We start from the raw sequence: 15,843 nt of genomic DNA, 5'->3' as shown, positions 1-15,843 counted from the left end.
TGCTGAACAGGTCTATCGGATCGTGTAGTCCTCGTGTGGCGTCGCACGTTCCCAGACGGCTTCGAACGCCGACGCGCACAGCTTCGCCGCTTCCGGGCGTTCGTCCAGCTCCGGCCCGGCCGAACCACCCTCACCGGTGAAGTGGTTCCACATGACCAGACGACCATCAAAGAGCCAGAAGTCATTTCCAGGAAGTGCGATGTCCGATGCTTGGCGGCGTGGAAGCCACCGGACCAGCTCCCCGGCCGTCACGTTCTGGTATGTGCAGGCGTGTTCGTATCGGATGTACTCGCTGACCGGTTCGGATACGAGGCGTGCCCGGCGGAACACCACGCCCCGGGCCGTCGCCTCGCGGACCCAGGTGTGGAAGTCGTTCCACCACGTGGCCGGGTCCGGATCGGGCCGCCAGCCCGAACACCACTGTTCGAACTCCGCCGCCTCCTCCCCGATTCCATAGGAGTCGCGCATCTCCAGATGGACGGCTGAATGGTACGTGTTGGCGAGTAGCTCAGTGAATGCCAAGTCGGTCTGCGACATCACACGCCTCTCTCAGTGCGGGCACCATGCGGATGGGCAGCCGTACCACCGATTCCGACTCGGGGATCGGACCCGTCTCCCGGCATTGAGCCAAGAGCGCTTCCCCGGCCTTCCATCCCTGAACGACGATCTCCTCCGCTTCGTCGTCCACCCAGGCCGTGGGGCACTGTGTCCCGTTGGTGTTCGGGTCCTTGGCGATGAACCGTAACGCCATGACTCGCTCCACTCTCCTGTGGGTTCTATGACGTTCCACGACTGTCACCCGGGAGGCGGAGGCCGTCAAGGCCGAGCGGTCAGCCGTCCGCTTCCGCCACGGGGGCGGAAGCGGACTCCATCGCCTCCACGAAGCGGCGCACCGTCTCCGCGTCACACTCCCCGCGCACCGTTATCGACCGCCCGTTGGCGCTGATGACGACGGCGGGCGCGGTCGGGCGCGCGGCGCGCCACGCGGCGTAGGACAGCCCGAGGTTCAGCGCGCCGAGCCCCTGGGTGACCACCAGATCGATGATCTCCAGCTTTCCGTGCGGGTGGGCCGGGAGCATGTTCAGATCGGCGTGCGCGCGGACGTCCTTGTCCTGCCGCAGCCACCGGTACAGGTCGTGGATCGCGAGATCCCCATCATCCGCCTCGGCGCTGATCTCCACGCGCAGGGCGGCTTGTATCCGCTGTTCCATGGTCGCCAACGATAGGCGCGGGCGACCCATATTTTGTTGCGATCTCAGCCCAAATAGTTTTCCCGGGCCCGCCGTTGGGCCGTGGCCCGACCGCCCACCGCTCGGCGAACTGCGATACGAGGAAGAGACCACGGCCCGTCTCCGCCTCCGGCGCCGCCGCTTTGAGCGCGGGCAGCCGTTCGGTGCGGGTGTCGGAGACCTCGATACGGATCGGGCCGGACGCGTCCAGGGGCGCGGTCAGCCGTACGTGGAAGTCCCGCCCGGGGACGCGTCCGTGACGCACCGCGTTCGCGCACAGCTCGCTGGCGATCAGCGTGGTGATCTCGTTGGGGCTGGAATCGTACGGGTACCCCCACGCGGCCAGCCGGTGCGATACGAGCCGCCGCGCGAGCCGCGCACCGCGCGGCGTCGAGGTGAAGCGCATGGCGAACTCGCCGGGTACGGAGGGGAGCTGGCCCTGCGTCGTACCCCGTGAGGGGGGATTTTCGGTCGTCATGGCAACGAGGGTGGCGGTCGTGTGCCTACCGTGACCAGTAAGCGCGCCTGTACGGACAGTGTCTGTCGGACACGCGAGGGCGCGATGGGCAGGGGTGGTGACCCAATGGCAGGTTCGGATAACACGTCAGCGTTCACGAGGGCGTTCGGCAGGCAGTTGAAGCTGTTCCGGGAGCGAGCGGGACTCACGCAGGCGGAACTGGGGGCACGCGTCGGGTACAGCGCGGACCAGATCGCGTCGGTGGAGTGCGGGCGCCGCATCCCGAAGCCGGATCTGATCGATAAAGCCGATGAGGTGCTGAGTGCCGGGGGCATCCTCAAGACGATGAAGGAACAGGCCGCGCTGGCCCGTTACCCGGCGTTCTTCCGTGATGCGGCGCAGATCGAAGCGGAAGCTGTCGAGATGCATGTGTACGACACCCACGTCATCAACGGACTCTTGCAGACGGACGACTACGCGAACGCGATGTTCGTGCTGCGGCGCCCCCTGCTGGGTCAGGAAATCATCGACCAGGGCGTGGCCGCACGGCTGGCCCGCCAGACGGTCTTCAGCGCGAATCCCGCTCCCATCATGAGCTTCGTCATGGAGGAGTCGGTTTTGCGCAAGCCGTATGGTGGACGGAAGGTTCTGCGCGGACAGTTGGAGCAGCTGCTTCTCATCGGGGAGAAGCGCAACGTCGAGATCCAGGTCATGCCGACGGCCCGGGAGGACAACGCCGGTATCGACGGCCCGTTCACGCTGATGGTTCCCAAGAAGGGGGAGCAGGTCGCCTACCTGGAAGGTCAGGGGCGCGGCATTTTGATTACCGACCGGGAAGAGGTCCGCTCCATCGCCGTACGGTATGGAATCATCCGGGCCCAGGCTCTCAATCCACGGGAGTCGCTGGACCTCATCGAGGGGATGCTGGGAGAGCTATGAACAGGGGCATAGGCGAGTTGGTCTGGTTCAAGAGCAGCTACAGCGGTAGCCAGGGCGGCAACTGCGTCGAGGTCGCCATGGAGTGGCGTAAGAGCAGCTACAGCGGGGGTGAGGGCGGCCAGTGCGTCGAGGTCGCCGCGTGCCCGAGCACCATCCACGTCCGTGACAGCAAGGACACCACCGGCCCGGTGCTGACGTTCCCGGCCACCGCGTGGGATACGTTCGTGGGGTTCGCCGCGCACAACTGAACCAACGGTCCAGCCTGTTCAGCCCTCGCGGCGGCAGGCTGGACCGTCGTCGTCCTCCGCCAGCAACGCGTGCACGCGGCGCAGAACGTCGAGGTGGGCCTCGTTGTAGAACTCGGTCAATGCCTTCACGATCACCGACTGGGTGATCGCCGCTCCCCGGCGGGAGGAGGCTTCCAGGTCACGCAGGATCGGGTGGTCCTTCTGCTGTTCGCGGACTTCGGGCGCGAGGCGTCGCGCGATGTGCCGCCGCACCTCCTCGGGCGCGTCCTCGGGGAGGGCCTCGAACTGCGCGGCGACATCGCTGCGCGGCCCTGAGAGCTGCTCCCGGAGCGCGGACATCGCCGAGGGGTTGAGAATGCTGGAGTACGCCAGCAGGAGGGAGCGTTGCGCTTCCGGCAGACCGTCGGCGAGCGTCGTGAAGTCCGCCGGAAGGTCGATCGAGGCCCGGTTGTCCAGGATCGCCGCCAGTTCCCGTCGCATCCGCTGCTGGCGAGCGATGCTCGCCGCGAGTTCCGCGTCCAGGACGCGGAGGATCTCCTCGGACCTCTCGTCGGCGGCCTCGACCGAGGGGATGTCCGACAGCGGTACGCCGAGGTCGACCAGCCTGCGGATGCGCAGCAGGCGGACCAGGTGCGTGACGCCGTACCGCTTGTAGCCGTTGGCCGCTCGGTCCGGCTCGTCCAGCAAGCCGATCTCGTGATAGTGCCGGACGGTTTTCAGTGTCGTGCCGGCGAGTTCGGCCAGCTGACGTGTGCTCCATGTCATCGGGGTGCCCTTTCCCGCGATCCATTCAAGACCGTGCCCTTGGGGCATGGTCAAGCCTCGACCGCGCCGGTGTTGACCATGCCCCAAGGGCACGGGGTGCGATGGGTGGCGACCACAGCCGTGCGATGGGTATGCGGAGACTGGACATGAAACGACAACGCAGTATCGGCCGGACGTCGGCCCTGGCGCTCGTCCTCGGCCTCAGCGGCTCGCTGGCCCCGGGGCCGGCCGTCGCGGACGCGCCGCGAGCGCCGCAGGTGCGGTGGGGCACCTGCCCGGAGGACGTCGTGACCGAGGCGGCCCCGACCACGTTGCAGTGCGCCACCGTGCCTGTGCCGGTCGACTACGCCGACCCCGGGGCCGCTCGGATCGATGTCATGATCTCCCGGCTGGCCAGCACGAACCCGGACAAGCGGCGCGGCACGCTCATGCTCAATCCGGGTGGCCCCGGCGGGTCCGGGCTGGCACTGCCCGCGCTGCTGGCGGCCCGGGGCATACCCGCCGGCGTCCTGGACCGCTACGACCTGATCGGCATGGACACGCGCGGCGTCGGGCACTCGGCACCGGTCGCGTGCGGGTTCACGGAGGACGGCCCCTACAACGCCAACATTCCTCCCTACGCGGTCGACGACGCGGCGGTCACCGCACAGGCGAAGGTCGCGAAGGAGGCGGCCGAGCAGTGCCGGAGCCATGACCGCGACGGGGTGTTACGTCACCTGACCACGGCGAACACCGCCCGCGACCTGGACCGTATCCGGGCCGCGCTCGGCGAGGAGAAGACCAGCTACCTGGGCTACTCCTACGGCACGGCACTCGGGGCCGCCTACGCGTCGATGTTCCCCGAGCGCTCCGACCGGGTCGTGCTCGACAGCAACATCGGCGACACCCACCTCGACCGCGACGGCATGCGCCGCTACGCCCTCGGGATGGAGCAGGCGTTCCCCGACTTCGCGAAATGGGCGGCCGCCCGGCACGACAGCTACGGCCTGGGCCGCACTCCCGAGCAGGTCCGCACGACCTACTTCACCCTCGCCGAGCGGCTCGACAAGGCTCCGGTGGCGGGCGTCGACGGCAGCCTGTTGCGGCAGTACACCTTCGGCCTCCTGTACAAGAAGTCGCAGTACCCCAAGCTGGCTCAGCAGTGGCAGGCGCTGGCGGGTGGCGACGAGGCGGCTGCCCGCCGTCTGAGGGCGTCCGGGCCGTCGTCCTCGATCGACAACCCCTTGGCCGTGTTCGCCGCCGTGACCTGCAACGATGTCAAGTGGCCCAAGGACGTCGACACCTATCGGAACGGCGTCGCCGAGGACCGCGAGCGCTACCCGCTGTTCGGCGCCGCCGCCGCGAACATCACGCCCTGCGCCTTCTGGCCGTACGCCCCGGCCGAGCCGCCGGTCGCGATCGACGACGACGGGCCACGGAACGTGCTGCTCGTCCAGAACCTGCGCGACCCGGCGACACCGCACGAGGGCGGGAAGATGCTGCGCCAGAAGTTCGCGGACCGGTCCCGGCTGCTCAGCGTCGACGACACCGGGCACGGTGCCTACGTCCTCGGCGACAATCCCTGCGCGTTGAACACCACCACGCGCTACCTCGTCGAGGGCACGATGCCCGTAAAGGACACGCTCTGCCGCGCAGGCTGATCCCCTGACCGGCCGGAGACGGCTGAATGGCAGGCCAGCCTGTTCAGTGCAGACTGGACAGGCTGGCCTGATGAAATTTATGGTGGGGGCATGGCAGAGACCCCACCCGGCATGTCCGCGTCGTCCGTGCGCGCCGCGCATGAGATCCGTATCGTCGTCGGCCGTCTGCGGCGGCGGCTGCGGGAGACGTACGACGTGGAAGGGCTCACCCCCACGCAGACGTCCGTGCTCAGCAGGCTCAGCAAGGACGGGCCGTCCTCGGCCAGTGGGCTCGCCGCCGCCGAGCGCGTGCGGCCGCAGTCCATGGCGCTCACGCTCGGCGCGCTCGATGAGCGGGGGCTGATCGAGCGGCGGCCCGATCCGGATGACCGGCGGCGGCAGCTGATCTCGGTGAGCGAGACCGGGCAGGCGTTCCTGGAGGACAAGCGGCGGGCGGGCGAGGAGTGGCTGGCCCGGTCGCTCGAATCCGGCTTCACCGAGGACGAACGGCAGACCGTCATCGAGGCGCTGGCCCTGCTCGACCGGCTCAACGCCATATGATCACGCGACTCATGCGACGCGTCGGCAAGCCCCAGGCGCCCGGCGGATTCGACCGCAGGCTGCTCGCGCCGATGATGCTGGGGTCGATCCTCAACCCGGTCAACTCCTCCATCGTCTCGGTGTCGTTGGTGCCGATCGGCGCGGCCTTCGGCGCTCCGCCCGCGCAGACGGCCTGGCTGGTCTCGGCGCTCTATCTGGCGACCGCGATAGGCCAGCCCGTGGTGGGGCGGCTGATCGATCTGTACGGGCCGCGCCGCCTGTTCCTCGCCGGTTCGGCGCTGACGGGGCTGTCGGGGCTCATCGGCGTGCTGGCCCCGGACCTGGGTGCGCTGATCGTGGCGCGGGTGGTGCTGGGGTTCGGTACGTGCGCGGGCTATCCGGCCGCGATGTACCTCATCCGCAGCGAGGCCCGGCGTACGGGCCGGGAGAGCCCCGCCGGGGTGCTGACCGCGCTCGCGGTGGCCAACCAGACCGTCGCGGTGATCGGCCCGTCCCTGGGCGGGTTGCTGATCGGGGTCGGTGGCTGGCGTACGACGTTCGCCGTCAACCTCCCGCTGGCCGTGGCCGGGCTGATCCTCGGCGCCCGGCGGCTGCCGAAAGCCCACCCACGCCGTGAAGGCGCGGGAGCCGGGCTGGACCTCGTCGGCATGGCGCTGTTCGCCGGGATGCTCGTATCGCTGCTGCTGTTCCTGATGGAGCCGGGCGCGGACCGCTGGTACCTGCCGGTGCTCATGGTGGCGGCGGCGGCCGGGTTCGCGGTGCGTGAGCTGCGGGTGGCGGAGCCGTTCATCGATCTGCGGGTGCTCGGAGGCAACGTTCCGCTGCTGCTGACGTACGCGCGCATGTTCCTGGTCGCTGTCGTGTCGTACGTCATGCTGTACGGCTACACCCAGTGGCTCCAGGAGGGGCGGGGGCTGACCGCGTCGCAGGCGGGCCTCGCGCAACTGCCGCTGTTCCTGGCGGCGATCGCGGTGTCCACGGCGACCGGCCGCCGCAGCGAGGTGCGCGGCAAACTCATCGTCGGCGCGGTCGGGCAGATCGCCGTATGCCTCATCCTGCTCACGCTCCAGCCGCACAGCCCGGTGTGGCTGCTGATCGCCGTCGCGCTCGTGTGCGGCGTACCGCAGGGGCTGAACAACCTGGCCCTGCAGAACGCGGTGTACCACCAGGCGGACCCCGAGCGGATGGGCTCGTCCGCGGGGCTGCTGCGCACGTTCCTCTACATCGGCGCGATGGTCGCCTCCGGCGCCAACGGCGCCTTCTTCGGGCCCCACGCCGACACCGTCGGCCTGCACGGCCTGGCCTGGCTCATGCTCGCCATCGCCGGACTGTTCCTGGCGATGACGGTCGCGGACCGCTCGCTGGGCCGCATCGCCTCCGCCCCTTCCCCTCAGCGCTGAAAGGCTCAACCATGCCGCACACCGCACTGCTCGCGATGGACATCCAGAACGGCATCGTGGGCCGCGTCGCCGACCCCGACTACCTGCCGCGCCTGGCCCGCGCGGTCGACGCCGCCCGCAGCGCCGGGATTCCGGTGCTGCACGTCGTGGTCGGCTTCCGGTCCGGGCACCCGGAGGTGTCGGAACGGAACATGTCCTTCAGCGCGCTGGGGGCGTCCGAGGCGTTCACGCCCGTGGACCCGGGCGCCGCGATCCACCCCGACATCGCGCCCCGGCCCGATGAGCCGGTGATCACCAAGAAGCGGATCAGCGCCTTCGCCGGAAGCGACCTGGAGCTGGTCCTGCGGTCCCAGGGCATCACCGATCTCGTCCTGACCGGCGTCGCGACCAGCGGTGTCGTGCTGTCCACGCTGCGGCAGGCCGCCGACCTGGACTACCGGCTCACCGTGCTGGCCGACGGCTGCGCCGACACCGACGAGGAGGTGCACCGGGTGCTCACCGAGAAGGTGTTCCCGCGCCAGGCGACCGTGACGACCGTGGACGCGTGGGTCGAGGCCGTCGCCGCACAGGGCCCCAAGCCGTAACGGGTGACGTCCTCAAGGCTGCCGGGCCAGTACGCTGACCCGGGAGCCCGCTCCCTCGTTGTACCGAGCGTCGTCGTACCCAGTGTTCATCGAGCGAGCAGGAGAGCACCTTGGCCACCACAGCCCCGCACGGCGCCCCCGTCCCGCTCCTCGACCCGGCCGCCGTCGAGCGGTGGCGCGCCACCTCGGGGGCGGTGGTCGATCTGCTGGCCCTCGCGCGCGAACTCGGCGGGGTCAGCGGCGTACGGCTCGGGCCGCGCCCCACCGTGCTGGTCACCGAACCGGAGGCGGTGCGGCACGTCCTCGCCCTGCACCCCGACCGCTACGTCAAGCGCTCCCACCGGGCGCGGGTGCTCGTCGGCGACGGGGTGCTCTCGGCCACCGGGGAGGCGTGGAAGCGGCAGCGCCGCCTGCTCCAGGCCCAGTTCACCGGGGCGGGCATCCGCCGCTACGAGGAGCGCATCGCCGCCGCCGCGCGCCGGGCCGCCGAGCGCTGGGCGGCCGCCGCCCGTACCGGCGCCCCCACCGATGTCGCCGAGGACCTGCGCTTCTTCGCCCTCGACACCATCTGGCGCTCCCTCACCGGCCACCCCCTCGACGAGGCCACCCACCGCGAGCTGGCCGCCGTCGAGGCCGTGGGGGCCGCCCTCCCGTCGACCCCCTCCGCCTCCACCGACACGGAGGCGCTGCGCGCCACCGTGGCCGCCGACCTCGCGCGGATCGACGCCGTCGCCGCACGCGCGATCGCGGCCGCCCGCCGGGGAGAGGCGGGCCCGGACGGGCCCGGCGTGCTGCGCGTCCTGGTGGACGCCGGGGAGACCCGCCCCGAATACACCGACCAGCTCATCCGCGACGAGTTGGTCACGCTGATGGCCGCCGGGCACGAGACCACCGCCACCACCCTGTCCTGGCTGTATCTGCTGCTCGACCGCCACCCCGAGGCCCGCCGCTGGGCCCTGGACGCGGGAGACGAGGGCTCGCCCGAGCGCGAGAGCGCCCTGCGCGCCCTCGTCTCCGAGGCCATGCGGCTCTATCCGTCGGCGTGGCTGATCCCCCGGCACGCCACCGAGGACGACACCCTCACCGGCTACCGCGTCGAGGCGGGCACCGACATCTTCGTCTGCCCCTACCTCACCCACCGCGACCCGGCCCTGTGGCCGGACCCGGAGCGGTTCGACCCGACGCGGTTCGCCGGGGTGGACCGCTCCTCCCGGCAGGGCGCGTACTACCCCTTCGGCCTCGGCGCCCGGGCCTGCCTGGGCGCGCAGTTCGCGATGCGCGAGACGACCGAGCTGCTGCGGCACCTCCTGCCCGCCTTCACCCCGGCGTTCCACGCCACCCCGGCGGCGACCGTGTTCGGCTTCACGGTCCGCCCGGACGGCCCGATGCCCGCCACGATCACCCCCGACGGCCCTTAGGGGGTGTCGAAGTCCAGCGCCGTCCCGTACAGCCGGTCCACCTTCAGCCGGATGACCACCCGGCGCTCGGCGACCAACTGCGCCAGGAACGCGTCCTCGTCCTCCGGCTTCGCGGCCTCCGGCAGCATCCCCAGCAGTTCCCGCCCCACCGCGTCCCCCGGAGCCGTCGTCACCTCGGAGACCTCGGCCTCCCCCTCCGCCACGGCGAACGACCACGGGTCGCCACCCTGCACATGCACCGCCGCCCGGGGCTCGCGCCGCAGATGCGTGACCTTGACCCGGTCCGCCGTGGTGGAGAACCGCACGATGCGGGCGTCCGGGTCCCAGCCGTAGACCATGGTGGTCAGGTGGGGGTGGCCGCTGCGCTTGACGGTGGCGAGCGTGCCGAACTGCTGGGCGGCGAGCAGCGCGGAGGCGGCGTCGTCGGAGAGGGGTCTGGGTCCCGGATTCTGCGTCATGATCAGCCCAACCGCCGCCACCGCCCCGGCATTCCGGCCCTCGCGATCGCGTCGGCCGGAGTGGTACGTGATGACCTGCGTACGTGATGTTGTACGCGATCAGTGGGGCCAGATCGGCGGGTTGACGCAGAACGCGCCGCCCAGGTGGGCGTGCTCGGGGTTGTCCGGGTCCAGCTCGCCCTGCTCGGCGATGAGCTTCGCGGCGTACGGCTCCGAGTCGTCCTGCGGGTCGTAGCCCAGCGCCCGCGCGGAGGACAGGTCCCACCACAGGCGGGTGTTGGCCGAGCTGCCGTACACGACGGTGTAGCCGACGTCCTTCGCGGTGAGGGCGGCGTGCAGGAGGCGGGCGCCGTCGGCCGGGCTCATCCAGATCGACAGCATCCGGACGCTCGTCGGCTGGGGGAAGCAGGAGCCGATGCGGATGGCGACGGACTCGATACCGTGCTTGTCCCAGTAGTACGAGGCCAGGTCCTCGCCGAACGACTTGGAGATGCCGTAGTAGGTGTCCGGGCGGCGCGGGGTGTCGACCGGGATCAGCGGGGCGTCGTCGCCGGCCGGGCGGGGGGTGAAACCCACCGCGTGATTGCTGGAGGCGAAGACGATCCGGCGGACGCCCGCCTCGCGGGCCGCCTCGTACAGGTTGTACGTGCCCTGGATGTTGGAGCTGAGGATCTTCTCGAACGAGGCTTCCAGGGAGATGCCCGCCAGATGGATGATCGCGTCGACGCCCTCCACCGCGTGGCGCAGCGCGTCCTTGTCGGCGAGATCGGCGACGATCGCGTCGGGGGCGTCGGGGATGGGCGCCATGTCCAGCAGGCGCAGCTCGTAGCCGTACGGGGGCAGCAGCTCCCGCATCAGGGTGCCCATGCCTCCGGCGGCGCCGGTGAGGAGGATGGTGCGGGGAGCGGGCGCGGACATGGGCGGATCTCCTCCGTACGGACGCGACGTAGGACGTATATGTGCATCTTGTTCAGATGCATGGACAACGTAGGGATTACGGGAGGTGGCGTCAAGGGTGATCGACGCACGCCTCGACTCTTGACCCGTACGCGACGGCTACCTTACGGTGTGTGCGTTCATGAATATAGATGTCGGTCAGAAACGTGCACGCGACAGGGAGAGCCCGTGACCACAGCCCCCGCAGCCTCGGCATCGCTCGCCGAGCGCCTTGACGGACTGCTGTTCTTCCCCGTGACCGCCTATGGGCCCGATGGCGCCCTCGACCTCGACGTGTACCGCACCCATGTGCGCCGAGGCATCGAAGCGGGCGCGGGGGCCGTTTTCGCGTGCTGCGGTACGGGGGAATTCCACGCGCTGACCCCCGAGGAGTTCCACGACTGCGTCACGGTGGCCGTGGAAGAGGCCGCGGCGGTCGAGGCCGCCGGCGGGGTGCGGGTGCCGGTCGTCGCGGGCGCCGGGTACGGGACGGCGCTGGCCGTCCAGTACGCCGAGCTCGCGGAGCGGGCCGGGGCCGACGGGCTGCTCGCCATGCCGCCGTACCTGGTGGTCGCGGACCAGGAGGGGCTGGTCCGGCACTACACGGCGCTGGCGGGCTCGACCGGGCTGGACGTCGTGGTCTACCAGCGCGACAACGCCGTCTTCACGCCGGAGACCGTGGTGCGGCTGGCGCGGGTGCCGGGGATCACCGGGCTGAAGGACGGGCTCGGCGACCTGGACCTGATGCAGCGGATCGTGAGCGCGGTGCGGGAGGCGGGAGCGGACAACGGATTCCGGTACTTCAACGGCCTCCCGACCGCCGAGCTGACCGGGCTCGCGTACCGGTCGATCGGGGTGACGCTCTACTCGTCCGCCGTCTTCTGCTTCGTGCCCGAGGTCGCGCTGGCGTTCCACCGGGCCCTGACGGCCGGGGACGACGATGTCGTCAACCGGCTGCTGGACGGCTTCTTCCGGCCGCTCGTCGAACTGCGGAACCAGGGGCGGGGGTACGCCGTATCGCTGGTGAAGGCGGGCGTGCGGCTGCGCGGGCTGGACGTGGGCGAGGTGCGGCCGCCGCTGAGCGAGCCGAGCGCGGCGCACGTCAAGGAACTGGCCGGGCTCATCGAGCGGGGCATGGAACTGGTGGGGGAGGGCGGGGCGCGATGAAGTCCTCGGCCTTTGTCTATCCGTGGGATGTGGTCGGGGACCCGGACGCGGCGGCGCGGATCGCCGACCTGGGCGTACGGCAGGTCACCTTGGCGTCCGCGTACCACTCGACGCGGGCCCTGACCCCCCGGCACCCCGAACACCGGATCGTGACCGCCCGGCACGCGGCGGTGCTGTACCCGCCGGACGCCAAGCGGTGGGCCGGGCGCGCGCTGCGGCCGTACGAGCAGGCGTGGGTGGCCGGGGCCGACCCCTTCGGCGAGGCCGCGGAGGCCCTGGCCGGGGCCGGTCTCGAGGTGCACGCGTGGGTCGTGCTGGCCCACAACTCGCGGATGGGGGACGAGCATCCGGGCACCTCCGTACGGAACGCGTACGGGGACCGTTATCCGTGGGCGCCGTGCATCGGGCGGCCCGAGGTGCGGGAGTACCTGGTCGACCTGGCGGCCGAGGCTTCGGCGCGGCCGGGGGCGCTGGGCGTCGAGCTGGAGTCCTGCGGGTGGTACGGGCTCGCCCATCTCCACGCCCACGACAAGATCGGGGGCGTGGGGCTGGGGGACGAGGCGCAGTACCTGATGTCGCTGTGCTTCTGCGAGTGCTGCTGCGCGGGCTACGAGGGGCTGGGCGCGGACCCGGGGGAGCTGCGGGGGGCCGTACGGCGGGCGCTGGCCCCGGTGTGGGCCGGGGCGCCCGCTCCCGGGACCCTGGACGCGGACGTGGCCGGGGTCTTCTCGGCGTGGCGGGACGGGGTCGCGAGCGGGCTGCAGCGGGACGCGGTCGCCGCGGTACGGGCCGCGGCCCCGGCCGGCTTCCAGGTGCTGCTGCACGCGGTGCCGAACCGGCGGGGCGTCGGGGCCAACGTGGGTGTCGACCCGGCGGATGTGCTGGCGCACGCGGATGGGGTGGTGCTGCCGTGCACCGGTGACGGGGCGGTGCGCACGGCCGTCCTCCCGCCGTTTGTTCCGCACCGGCGGGAGGGGACGGTGCTCGCCGCGAACTTCACGGTGGTGGCGGGGATGGGGGGCCGGCCGTCGGCGCTGGTGGATGACGCGGCGCATGCGGTGGAGTTGGGCGCGGATGAGATCCGGCTGTACCACGCGGGGTTGGCGTCGGACGGGGATTTGGGGGAGGTGCGGAAGGCGCTGGCTCGGCTGGGGTGTTTCTGACGGGGTGAACGGGAGCCACTTGGGCGGTGGGATCGGGAGCCAGACTGCTGCGTTTGTGCACGAGAGGGACAGCACCGCGGATCATGATCGGCGGTGGGATCGGGAGCCGCCCCTATCGGGTGATGTTTGTCCGTGAGGACACGGACGAGCATGTCCGCGTTGGCCTGGTCGTCGGTCTCGATACCTTGTGGTCCCCGGGCCCTTTGATTCGTGTCCCTGACAGGCGCGTGCCAAGGGGCCCGACTCCGTGTGCTGGGAGCGGGCTGCGGTGGTGCTCGTGTTCTGGTGTGCGTCAGTGGCGATTTGGGAAGGTGTCGGCGCTGGTCGTGCTGGTGTGCCGGCTGGAGCCGGTGCCGTGCCAGTCCAGGCAGATGACGGTGGCGTCGTCCAGCAGGTTTCCTTGGGTGGCTCGGCGGAGGGCGCGCATGAGGGAGCGGACGGCTTCGCGGGGGTGTAGGGCGGCGTCGGCTTCGATGCGGGCGGGGAGGTCCAGGGCGGTGGTGTTGCGTTCGGTCATCCCGTCGGTGATCAGAACCAGTCGGTCTCCGGGGGCCAGGTGAAGGTTCTGCACGCGGAAGTGGCCGTCCCAGGGTGCGCCGAAGGGCAGGTCCACTTCCGGTTGGATCTCGCTGACGCGGCCGTTGCGCAGTCGCAGTGGCCAGGGGTGGCCGGCGTTGACGAACTGGGCGTGGCCGGTGGACAGGTTGATGTTCAGGAGCTGGCCCGTGACGGTGGCGTCCTGGCCGTAGTCCAGGACGGCCTGGTGTGCTGCCCGGGCCTGCTCGGCCAGAGGGGCCCGGGCGCGCCGGGTGTTGCGCAGGGAGCCGACGATGAGCGTTGCCAGTAGTGCGGCGTGGGTGTGGTGGCCCATGGCGTCGGTGATGGAGACGTGCAGGGTGTGCCTGTCCAGGCTGTAGTCGAAGGTGTCGCCGGAGATGTCGTGGGTTGGCTGGAGGGCGCCGGCGAAAGTGACCGGTCCGGCTTCACAGGACAGAGCCTGTGGGAGAAGGTTGTGCTGGATTTCAGCGGCCAGGGTGGGCGGGATGCTGCGCCGGCCCCATTCGTAGAGGTCGGTGAAGCGCCGGTTGGAGGTGACGATGTAGGCCAGGGCTTGGGAGGCCTGCGTGATCTGGTGGCGGTGACGTGGGCTGGGCTGGGCGGTTGTGGTCACTTCCAGGATGCCGATGGCGTCTCCATGGGTGGTCACCGGTGCCAGCGCCCGGTATCCGCTCACCGGCTCGGGGGTCTGGGTGATGTGCAGTTGCTGGGAGCGGATCACCTCCTCGTGGAGGCCGCCGCGAAGGTCGATGTGGTCTTGGTCTCCGCCTTCGCCTTCCGTGTTATTGGCCACCGGTAGAGACAGCAAGACGTCGCCGGTGAAATCGATGATCCAGAAGCGGACCTCACGGGCATCCATCTGCCTGGCAAGGGCCTGGGCGACCACTGCAACAGAATCTACTGGTGGCGCCTGTTCCACCGCTGCCAGCAGCCCTTCGACCGTCATGTCGTGCTCAGTCACTCTGGCGCCTTTCCTTCATCGGTCCACCATTGGCCTTGGCCTCCTTTCGACGCTGCTCAGGACGGCAGGGTGCAGAAGAGCGGGCATCACCTCCAGCACACTCGCACGCGGCGGTGGCTTCTTCCGCTTCGCCGGCACCGGCGACGCCAGCGCCTTCGCCACCGTGTTCCGCGACACCCGGTACCGCAGGGCCAGCGCCCGCCCCGACACCGCCGGGTCCAGACGCCGGTCCCGGCGGATCCGCTCAAAGATCCACTCACGCGACCTGTACACACGGGTCTCCTGACACGACCGTGATCAACGACCACAGCGTGAGCGGCCAAACAGCCCAAAACCCCGATTACTCCAAAGGTGGCATGTCGCGCACCATCACACCAGGTGGCTCCCATTCCCGCCGCCGAACCAGCGGCTCCCAAAACCACCGCCCCACCGGCTCTACTTCACCCCGCTGAAAACAGCTGGGGTGACCTTTCCCCACCCCGCCCCTTCCCGAACCGGGGGCACGGCCCCCGGCCCCCCTGGTGGGGGCTTCCGCCCCCCACACCCCCGCCGGGGCTCCGCCCCCGGACCCCGCTCCTCAAACGCCGGAGGGGCTGGGGGTGGGGCTTCTCCGCCCCGGGGCCCTGCTGCTTGAGTGTCGGAGGGGCTGGGGTGAGGCATCTCCGCTCCCGGGACCCCGCTCCTCAAACGCTGGAGGGGCTGGGGGTGGGGCATCTCCGCCCCCCGGCGCTCGGCTGCTCAGGTACCGGAGGGCTGGGGGTGTCCCGCCTCGCCGTACGGGCCCTCACCGCTCCGCGTCCCGTCGGCGGAGGCCGTCGAGGATGACGCTCATCAGCGGCCGTGCCGTCGATTCCCACGCGTCCCGGTCCAGCCGGCCGAGGTAGGCGATCAGCAGCAGGACCCCGTGGGCGTCCACGTCCGTGCGGAGGGCACCGGCCGCCTTCCCGGCGTCCAGCAGGCGGCCGAGGGCGCCTTCGATGGGGTTGTGGCTGTGGGCGACGAGGTCCTGCCACGCCGCCGGTTCGAGCGCCGCCAGGACGCCGTGCTTGATCTCGGCGTAGTCGATCACCCGGTCGAGCCAGTGACGCAAGGCTTCCACCGGCTCGTGTTCCGCCAGCAGCGCGGGGGCGGCGGCCACGAGCGCTTCGACGTCGCGCCGGTAGACCTCGGCGAGGAGCGCTTCGCGGTTGGGGAAGTTCCGGTAGAGCGTCCCCTGTCCCACACCGGCGCGCTTGGCGATCTCATTGAGGTGGACGTGGCTGGACTCGGCGAGGGCCGCGCGGGCGGCCTCCACGATGCGGGTCCGGTTCCGCGCCGCGTCCGGACGGCGTGCCGGCACGCTCATAGGTCTCTCCTGACGTTCCGCCTGCGACAAGTGGA

General features: G+C 70.6%; 18 protein-coding genes. 9 read left to right on the top strand and 9 right to left on the bottom strand.

Going from position 1 to position 15,843, the window contains the following annotated elements; translation table 11 throughout:
• Window positions 1–12: 12 nt before the first annotated feature.
• From ASC60_RS23740 to ASC60_RS39555, 4 genes are all read right to left on the bottom strand, one after another.
• Window positions 13–537, bottom strand: a complete 525-nt coding sequence (locus ASC60_RS23740; RefSeq protein WP_055554210.1) for a DUF6879 family protein — start codon at window positions 535–537, stop codon at window positions 13–15.
• Window positions 509–751, bottom strand: coding sequence for a hypothetical protein (locus ASC60_RS23735; protein ID WP_055554208.1), 243 nt, complete (start codon window positions 749–751; stop codon window positions 509–511). The genes ASC60_RS23740 and ASC60_RS23735 overlap by 29 nt, the downstream gene beginning before the upstream one ends.
• Before the next feature lie 79 nt (window positions 752–830).
• The gene (locus tag ASC60_RS23730; RefSeq protein WP_234357095.1) at window positions 831–1,211 is read right to left on the bottom strand and encodes a hypothetical protein; all 381 of its coding nucleotides are present in this window, start codon (window positions 1,209–1,211) and stop codon (window positions 831–833) included.
• Window positions 1,156–1,707 carry an ATP-binding protein gene (locus tag ASC60_RS39555; protein ID WP_234357094.1) on the bottom strand — a complete coding sequence of 184 codons (552 nt, stop codon included), beginning with the start codon at window positions 1,705–1,707 and terminating at the stop codon, window positions 1,156–1,158. Before ASC60_RS39555 ends, ASC60_RS23730 begins: the two co-directional genes overlap by 56 nt.
• Before the next feature lie 105 nt (window positions 1,708–1,812).
• Between ASC60_RS39555 and ASC60_RS23725 the strand changes: the two genes are divergently transcribed.
• Together ASC60_RS23725 and ASC60_RS23720 are read left to right on the top strand one after the other, a co-directional pair.
• Window positions 1,813–2,625 carry a helix-turn-helix transcriptional regulator gene (locus tag ASC60_RS23725; RefSeq protein ID WP_055554207.1) on the top strand — a complete coding sequence of 271 codons (813 nt, stop codon included), beginning with the start codon at window positions 1,813–1,815 and terminating at the stop codon, window positions 2,623–2,625.
• Window positions 2,622–2,873: a DUF397 domain-containing protein gene (locus ASC60_RS23720; protein ID WP_055554205.1), complete on the top strand. Its 252-nt coding sequence runs from the start codon at window positions 2,622–2,624 to the stop codon at window positions 2,871–2,873. The genes ASC60_RS23725 and ASC60_RS23720 overlap by 4 nt, the downstream gene beginning before the upstream one ends.
• A gap of 18 nt (window positions 2,874–2,891) precedes the next feature.
• Here the strand turns inward: ASC60_RS23720 and ASC60_RS23715 are convergent, their stop codons facing one another.
• Window positions 2,892–3,638, bottom strand: a complete 747-nt coding sequence (locus tag ASC60_RS23715) for a MerR family transcriptional regulator (protein ID WP_055554203.1) — start codon at window positions 3,636–3,638, stop codon at window positions 2,892–2,894.
• Between the two features lie 146 nt (window positions 3,639–3,784).
• On the opposite strand from ASC60_RS23715, the gene ASC60_RS23710 reads away from it, so the two are divergent.
• From ASC60_RS23710 to ASC60_RS23690, 5 genes are all read left to right on the top strand, one after another.
• Window positions 3,785–5,278, top strand: coding sequence for an alpha/beta hydrolase (locus ASC60_RS23710; protein WP_055554201.1), 1,494 nt, complete (start codon window positions 3,785–3,787; stop codon window positions 5,276–5,278).
• A gap of 90 nt (window positions 5,279–5,368) precedes the next feature.
• Window positions 5,369–5,818: a MarR family winged helix-turn-helix transcriptional regulator gene (locus tag ASC60_RS23705; RefSeq protein WP_055554199.1), complete on the top strand. Its 450-nt coding sequence runs from the start codon at window positions 5,369–5,371 to the stop codon at window positions 5,816–5,818.
• A complete protein-coding gene (locus ASC60_RS23700) occupies window positions 5,815–7,218 on the top strand; it encodes an MFS transporter (RefSeq protein ID WP_055554197.1) in 1,404 nt (467 codons plus the stop codon). Before ASC60_RS23705 ends, ASC60_RS23700 begins: the two co-directional genes overlap by 4 nt.
• Window positions 7,219–7,229: 11 nt before the next feature.
• A complete protein-coding gene (locus ASC60_RS23695; protein ID WP_055554195.1) occupies window positions 7,230–7,802 on the top strand; it encodes a cysteine hydrolase family protein in 573 nt (190 codons plus the stop codon).
• 110 nt (window positions 7,803–7,912) lie between these two features.
• Window positions 7,913–9,220 (top strand): cytochrome P450, encoded by a 1,308-nt coding sequence (locus ASC60_RS23690; protein ID WP_055554193.1) that lies wholly within the window; start codon window positions 7,913–7,915, stop codon window positions 9,218–9,220.
• Here the strand turns inward: ASC60_RS23690 and ASC60_RS23685 are convergent.
• Complete coding sequence (locus ASC60_RS23685; RefSeq protein WP_055554423.1) at window positions 9,217–9,678, bottom strand: TIGR03618 family F420-dependent PPOX class oxidoreductase; 462 nt, start codon at window positions 9,676–9,678, stop codon at window positions 9,217–9,219. The genes ASC60_RS23690 and ASC60_RS23685 overlap by 4 nt on opposite strands.
• Before the next feature lie 99 nt (window positions 9,679–9,777).
• Window positions 9,778–10,596: an NAD(P)-dependent oxidoreductase gene (locus tag ASC60_RS23680; RefSeq protein ID WP_055554191.1), complete on the bottom strand. Its 819-nt coding sequence runs from the start codon at window positions 10,594–10,596 to the stop codon at window positions 9,778–9,780.
• A 207-nt stretch (window positions 10,597–10,803) separates the two neighbouring features.
• Here ASC60_RS23680 and ASC60_RS23675 point away from each other — a divergent pair, with 207 nt between their 5' ends.
• Both ASC60_RS23675 and ASC60_RS23670 read left to right on the top strand, forming a co-directional pair.
• Entirely contained in the window at window positions 10,804–11,781 is a 978-nt protein-coding gene (locus ASC60_RS23675; RefSeq protein ID WP_055554189.1) for a 5-dehydro-4-deoxyglucarate dehydratase, read from the top strand.
• On the top strand, window positions 11,778–12,944 hold the full coding sequence (locus ASC60_RS23670) for a hypothetical protein (RefSeq protein WP_055554187.1): 1,167 nt from the start codon (window positions 11,778–11,780) through the stop codon (window positions 12,942–12,944). Before ASC60_RS23675 ends, ASC60_RS23670 begins: the two co-directional genes overlap by 4 nt.
• Before the next feature lie 292 nt (window positions 12,945–13,236).
• Here ASC60_RS23670 and ASC60_RS23665 read toward each other — a convergent pair whose 3' ends face one another.
• The gene (locus ASC60_RS23665) at window positions 13,237–14,448 is read right to left on the bottom strand and encodes a PP2C family protein-serine/threonine phosphatase (protein ID WP_055554185.1); all 1,212 of its coding nucleotides are present in this window, start codon (window positions 14,446–14,448) and stop codon (window positions 13,237–13,239) included.
• 799 nt (window positions 14,449–15,247) lie between these two features.
• Complete coding sequence (locus ASC60_RS23655; protein WP_055554182.1) at window positions 15,248–15,808, bottom strand: TetR/AcrR family transcriptional regulator; 561 nt, start codon at window positions 15,806–15,808, stop codon at window positions 15,248–15,250.
• Window positions 15,809–15,843 lie beyond the last annotated feature (35 nt).

The organism is Streptomyces sp. NBRC 110028 (assembly GCF_001417735.1).
Classification (GTDB): Bacteria; Actinomycetota; Actinomycetes; order Streptomycetales; family Streptomycetaceae; genus Streptomyces.
The sequence above is the reverse complement of the archived record's forward strand: the minus strand, read 5'-3'. Positions and strand labels throughout refer to the sequence as shown.